The organism is Mangrovibacterium sp., from assembly GCF_041596335.1.
Lineage (GTDB): Bacteria > Bacteroidota > Bacteroidia > Bacteroidales > Prolixibacteraceae > Mangrovibacterium.
On the sequence record NZ_JBFHIT010000102.1, the window covers coordinates 1 to 6151 of the forward strand.

The 6151-nt window shown below is 40.7% G+C and carries 5 protein-coding genes; 1 reads left to right on the forward strand and 4 read right to left on the reverse strand.

The annotated features are described in order from the left end of the window. The first annotated feature begins 181 nt into the window (after window positions 1-181). A complete protein-coding gene (locus ABZD21_RS19600; RefSeq protein WP_372776827.1) occupies window positions 182-1606 on the forward strand; it encodes an ATP-dependent RecD-like DNA helicase in 1425 nt (474 codons plus the stop codon). 103 nt (window positions 1607-1709) lie between these two features. Here the strand turns inward: ABZD21_RS19600 and ABZD21_RS19605 are convergent, their stop codons facing one another. The 4 genes from ABZD21_RS19605 to rpsA form a co-directional block, all read right to left on the reverse strand. Continuing rightward, window positions 1710-2960 (reverse strand): C1 family peptidase, encoded by a 1251-nt coding sequence (locus tag ABZD21_RS19605; protein ID WP_372776828.1) that lies wholly within the window; start codon window positions 2958-2960, stop codon window positions 1710-1712. A gap of 135 nt (window positions 2961-3095) precedes the next feature. After that, entirely contained in the window at window positions 3096-4016 is a 921-nt protein-coding gene (locus ABZD21_RS19610; RefSeq protein WP_372776829.1) for a ribonuclease Z, read from the reverse strand. Window positions 4017-4030: 14 nt separating this feature from the next. Continuing rightward, the gene (locus tag ABZD21_RS19615; protein ID WP_372776830.1) at window positions 4031-4384 is read right to left on the reverse strand and encodes an STAS domain-containing protein; all 354 of its coding nucleotides are present in this window, start codon (window positions 4382-4384) and stop codon (window positions 4031-4033) included. Between the two features lie 45 nt (window positions 4385-4429). Further along, window positions 4430-6151, reverse strand: a 1722-nt coding sequence (gene rpsA / locus ABZD21_RS19620) for a 30S ribosomal protein S1 (RefSeq protein ID WP_372776832.1), incomplete at its 5' end; no start/stop codon positions are given.

A 6151-nucleotide genomic window follows, 5' to 3' on the forward strand; every position in this document is an offset into this window, starting at 1 on the left:
CAAAATCGATTGGTCGTTGAACGCTATTGTAAATCAAATATCCAAGAAGGATGGCGATCGCTATAAGTACAATCTGAATTGCTGTCTTCATCTTTGATTATTTAAGATTAGTTTTTGTTTGCATGCAAATTTATAAAAAAAATTAAATTACAATCGGGCGATTACCTTTAAATTAGCCGTGATGTTAAAAAAACACATAGCAAACCAAATCGTCGAGAATCTAGGCTTTTCTCCGACAGAAGGACAGAGAATTCTAGCCGAGAAATTAGCGAAGTTCATAACGGATCAAACGGCCGACCAGATCTTCCTCCTAAAAGGGTACGCGGGTACCGGTAAAACAAGTATGGTCAGTGCTTTAGTGCAAACACTAACCGCTTTTAAAATTCAGACCGTGTTACTGGCTCCAACCGGCAGAGCAGCCAAGGTGCTATCGACCTATGCAGGTAAAAGTGCTTATACGATACACAAAAAAATTTATCGTCAGCAGTCATCTTCTGATGGTATGGGGCGGTTCGTATTGGATAAAAACTTGTTGAAAGATTGTTTTTTTCTGGTTGATGAGGCTTCAATGATCTCGAACAGCTCCCTTGACGGTTCTGTTTTCGGCAGCGGACGAGTGCTTGACGACTTGTACGAATATGTTTATTCAGGCCAAAATTGCAAATTAATACTTGTGGGAGATACTGCGCAGCTGCCTCCGGTAGGGATGGAGTTGAACCCGGCACTGGATGCGCATGAGTTGGAATTATACGGAGGCGAAATAGAAGAGGTTGAATTAGAGGAAGTGGTTCGTCAGGAATTGGATTCGGGGATTTTGCATAACGCAACTGCCTTGAGGGAGATCATTTCAGAAGATGATTTTTTTGGCGATTACTTTCCGATAGAGCTGGACGGATATGCGGATATTCATCGTATTGGAGGAGGAGATTTGATTGAGAAAATATCGGAATGTTACAGCCGTTATGGCGAACAGCAAACAATGGTAATTACCCGATCGAATAAACGGGCCAATAAATTTAATGAGGGCATTCGGTCGGCTATATTATATAAGGAGTCTGAGATTACCGTTGGCGATTTGTTGATGATTGTTAAAAACAACTATTACTGGTTGGCCGACGATGAGCGACTCGATTTTATAGCGAACGGAGATATTGTTGAAGTCAAATCAATTCGGAAACATGAAGATTTGTATGGTTATCGGTTTGCCAATGTAAGTTTGAAGTTTATTGACTACGATGATCTGGAAGTCGATTGTAAAATATTTCTGGACACACTTAATATTGAAACGGCCAGTTTTAGTTCGGAGGATAATCAGAAATTGTTTCATGCGGTTGCCGAAGATTACATCGACATTCGTAGCAAAAAAAAGCGTTGGGAGAAAATAAGGGAAAATCCATACTTCAATGCCCTTCAGGTGAAATTTGCCTATGCCGTAACTTGTCATAAAGCGCAGGGAGGGCAATGGGATGCTGTATTTATTGATCAGGGGTATCTGGTAGAAGATATGTTGAATAAAGAATTCCTCCGATGGTTGTACACAGCATTTACCCGCCCGGTGAAAGAACTCTTCCTTGTAAATTTCAATAAAGAGTTTTTTGGAGAATAGTTTGAAAATAAAACAGGTCATCCCGAACTTGTTTCGTGATCTGCACCGGAGCGGAGCTGGATCCTAAAATAAATTCGGGATGATTTGAATCTATTTGAGCGGATTATTTAAACTTCTTCAGAATTTCCTGAACCGCATCTTTATGGATGGTAAAGCCCATTATTTTTAGTTTTACATAATCCTGACTAAAGAAATAATAGCCGAATTCCGGTGCTTTGGGGTCGTTGTTGCGAGATCCAGAGCTCGAATCTTTAATCAGATACCAGTCTTTACCATCTTTATTGAAGTTTTCAAGATAACCGACCAAATGCATACCATGATCATCGGTGGTGGTTTCGTTGTCGAACCGGAAAGCCCGGGAATCTTCATTAATATAGTTTGAAGGAATATCGAAGTCGGGAATCATTGCACATTGTGTGTCTCTTAGGAAACCTGCTTCAGACACATCGCCACCAATGCTCATTGTATAGCCTCCGCGAATGGCATTCTTGATAATATCCATGTAAACATCAAGAGGAACGTTATAGTAGTCGGCATTATGCCACCAATTGTCAGGTACGGTATATTCAACCTGTTGCCAGTAAGGTTTTTGCTTGTAGGAAAGAATTTCAACAAAATCGTTCGGATTTAGTTTCAGGTAGTCCTTCATGTAACTCATTGGTGTGTATTCTTTGCCTTCAACCTTAAACGTGTTTGGTGGAACACCCATATAATGATTCATGATTGAAGCGATGGTTTCTAAAGCTTGTTTTTCGTTCCATGCGTTCGACGTTTTTAGTGAATTTAAAAAACCGCTCATCTCTTCCATCATTTTGCCGTGATCGTGATATTTACGACCATTGACTAGTCCCGTATATTCACTTTCCGGCACTAATCCGTAAGCCAGAGCGATTCGGGCGACAGCATTTCCCTCTGATCCCTCATCAAACAGCGAGTTGCCGCGATGCTGAATAAAACGCTGTGCTTTGGCCAGGTATTCGTGATAAGCGACAAACATTTCCGACAGTTTGACTTTTTTCCCTGTCATGCGGAAGATTTCAGATTCGTAGAATGACAAGGTCGAAAAGTCCCAGCAAGTGCCCGTATTTCCTTGTGAAATTACGGGGTTCGCCCATTCGCGGTGATATAAATTCACCTTATTGGGTAACTTGTAGCCAGACTGATCCATTGTTAGACGTGTCGCTGCAGGTTTTGCTTCTATCGAATCGCTTACGTGGCTTATGTCTTTGAGGATTGTTTCGTAATAGAATCCTTTTCCTTGAGGAAGAATTTCAATTTTAGCCACATCATTTTTTTGGGCCGATAAATTAAATGCAAACAGCAAGCCCGCTGTAAATGCCAAGGTTTGTTTCATAGTTTGACTATTTTTATGTTTTTTGAATTGCAACAGTTTTGACATGTTGAGCCGTTTTTGAGACCGGACGTTAAAAGTAGCGAACATTTTGACTGCGTTTGCTGACATATGTACAGGAACGCAAATTTTTGAAGATCAAATTTGGTAGGTCGAGTTTTCTTGGGCAATCTCAGTGTTTGGGAAAACTGCTTTTGCCTGGCTAAAAATGGCGTCAGGAGTTTTGTAACGGGTTGAAAAATGACCAATCAGGAGTTTTCCGGCACCGGACAGCGATGCGATTTTCGCAGCCTGAGTACCTGTTGAATGATAGGTCTCTTGCGCAATTTTTAGATCTTCGTCAGCGAAAGTAGCTTCGTGGTAAAGCAAGTCTAAACCTTCTAAAGCTGGAATCATTTTTTCATAATACGCTGTGTCGGAACAAAAGGCGTAGGAGCGGGGAGTTTGCGCAGGGATTACTAATTCCGAGTTTGGAATGATTTGGCCGGATTCGCAAATAAAGTCAGCTCCTGCTTTAATGTGTTTTATTTCACGAATTGGAATTTCGTATTCCTTAATTTTCTCTTTAATGATATTTGCTTCACGAGCTTGCTCGTCGAATCGGAATCCACAGCACTGGATGCGGTGATTCATCGGGAAAGCGGTAACTTTAAGTTTCTTGTCTTCGAAAATAACCTGGGCCTTTTTGAAGTTCAGCGGATGAAAGATAATTGGAAATCCAGGATCATTCATTTGCAGGAATTCCAGTTGGAATTTCGTGTACCGTTGAAGTTCGGAATGGGCATAAATGTGTAGCTCGTTTTTTCGACCTTGTAGAATGAGTGTTGAAATGAAACCTATAAGTCCAAAGAAATGATCACCGTGAAGGTGAGAGATGCAGATGTGATTGATCTTGCTGTAATTGATTCTGTTTTTTCTCAATTGGTGTTGGGTCCCTTCACCACAATCAATCAAAAAAAACCGCCCAAGTACATTGAGCACTTGAGCGGTTGGATATTTTTCAGAAGTAGGCATTGCTGAACTACTTCCTAAAATTGTTACTTGAAAGGGCATCGTCATCCCGGAAAGGAACTTTAAAGGTTTCCTTTTTTTGCCAGCAAATCTTCAGCTTCTTTTACCGATTTTGTAATCAGTAAAACGGTATGAAGCATTGACAGGCGGATGAGATGTTCCACGTCAGGCTGCAACCCAGACAGAATAAAAGTTCCGATAGCGTCTTCACATAAACGATTGGCAACTAAAATGGAGCTTAAACCCGACGAGTCGATGTATTCACACTCACTAACATCAAGAATGATGTTTTTTACATTTTCGTTACCCAATACAACCAGTTCCGACTTCAGATCCGGGGCATTGTTGGTGTCCAGCTTTTTGCTAAGTACTTTAACAACTGAATAATTGGCCTTATTCTCTACTTTAAATTCCATGAATGGAAATTTACGAAATTCTATTAAACAATTGATAAGCTAAGCTTATTTTTCTTTGCTTTCTTCAGCTTCCATTTGAGATTTCAAAGCAGCCAACTCGCTGATATCACCTAAAGTTGTTTTCTCCAGGTTATCTTTTACTGTTTTAACAGCTTTTTTGGTTTGCTTAACCTGAGCTTTTTTCTCTGCACTTACTTCAGCTTTTTTCTCATCTTCGAATACACGAGAGTGAGATAAGATGATGCGTTTTGCAGATTTAGAGAACTCGATTACTTTGAAATCCATTTTTTCATCCAAGTTGGCTTGTGAACCATCTTCTTTCACTAAGTGGCGTGGAGTGGCAAAGCCTTCAACACCGTACGGAAGAGCGATAGTCGCACCTTTGTCGAACAACTCAACAACAGTACCTTCGTGGATTGAATCAACAGAGAAGATTGTTTCGAATACATCCCATGGATTTTCTTCCAATTGTTTGTGGCCTAAGCTCAAACGACGGTTTTCTTTGTCGATATCCAATACAACCACTTCGATTTCGGCGCCGATAGCTGTGAATTCTGATGGGTGTTTGATTTTTTTCGTCCAGCTCAAGTCTGAAATGTGGATCAAGCCGTCAACACCTTCTTCGATTTCAACGAATACACCGAAGTTAGTGAAGTTGCGAACTGTAGCAGTGTGTTTTGAACTAACGCCAAAGCGTGTTTCAATATCTTGCCAAGGATCTTTACGCAATTGTTTGATACCAAGAGACATTTTGCGTTCTTCGCGGTCCAAAGTAAGGATTTGAGCTTCGATTTCGTCTCCTACTTTCAGGAAGTCCTGAGCGCTACGCAGGTGTTGTGACCAGCTCATTTCTGAAACGTGGATCAAACCTTCTACGCCAGGCGCGATTTCAACAAATGCACCATAGTCAGCCATAACAACTACTTTACCTTTCACACTGTCACCAACTTTCAGTTCAGCATCCAGGTTATCCCATGGGTGAGGAGTCAATTGTTTCAGACCAAGAGCGATACGTTTTTTGTCATCATCGAAATCAAGGATAACAACGTTCAGTTTTTGGTCTAATTCAACGATCTCGTTCGGATGAGTAATACGTCCCCAGCTTAAGTCAGTAATGTGGATCAAGCCGTCAACGCCACCCAAGTCGATGAATACACCGTAAGAAGTGATGTTTTTAACTGTACCTTCAAGAACTTGTCCTTTTTCCAGTTTCGAGATAATCTCTTTTTTCTGTTGTTCAAGTTCTGCTTCGATCAGTGCTTTATGAGATACAACTACGTTACGGAATTCCTGGTTGATTTTTACAACTTTAAATTCCATTGTTTTACCAACGTAAATATCGTAGTCGCGGATTGGTTTCACGTCGATTTGAGAACCAGGCAAGAATGCTTCGATACCGAATACATCTACAATCATACCACCTTTTGTGCGGCATTTAATGTAACCTTTAATGATTTCGTCGTTATCCAAAGCTGCGTTAACGCGATCCCAAGAGCGCATTGCACGTGCTTTTTTGTGCGATAAAATCATTTGTCCTTTTTTGTCTTCCAGGCTTTCGATGTATACTTCAACAGTATCACCAACTTTTAGCTCTGGGTTGTAACGGAATTCGTTTAAGCTAACGATACCGTCAGATTTGTAACCGATGTCAACAACAACTTCGCGTTTGTTCATCGAAATTACAGTTCCTTCTTGCACTTCTTTTTCTTGAACAGTGTTCAAAGTGCTGTCATAAAATTTTTCAAGATCATTCTGACGTTGACCGGC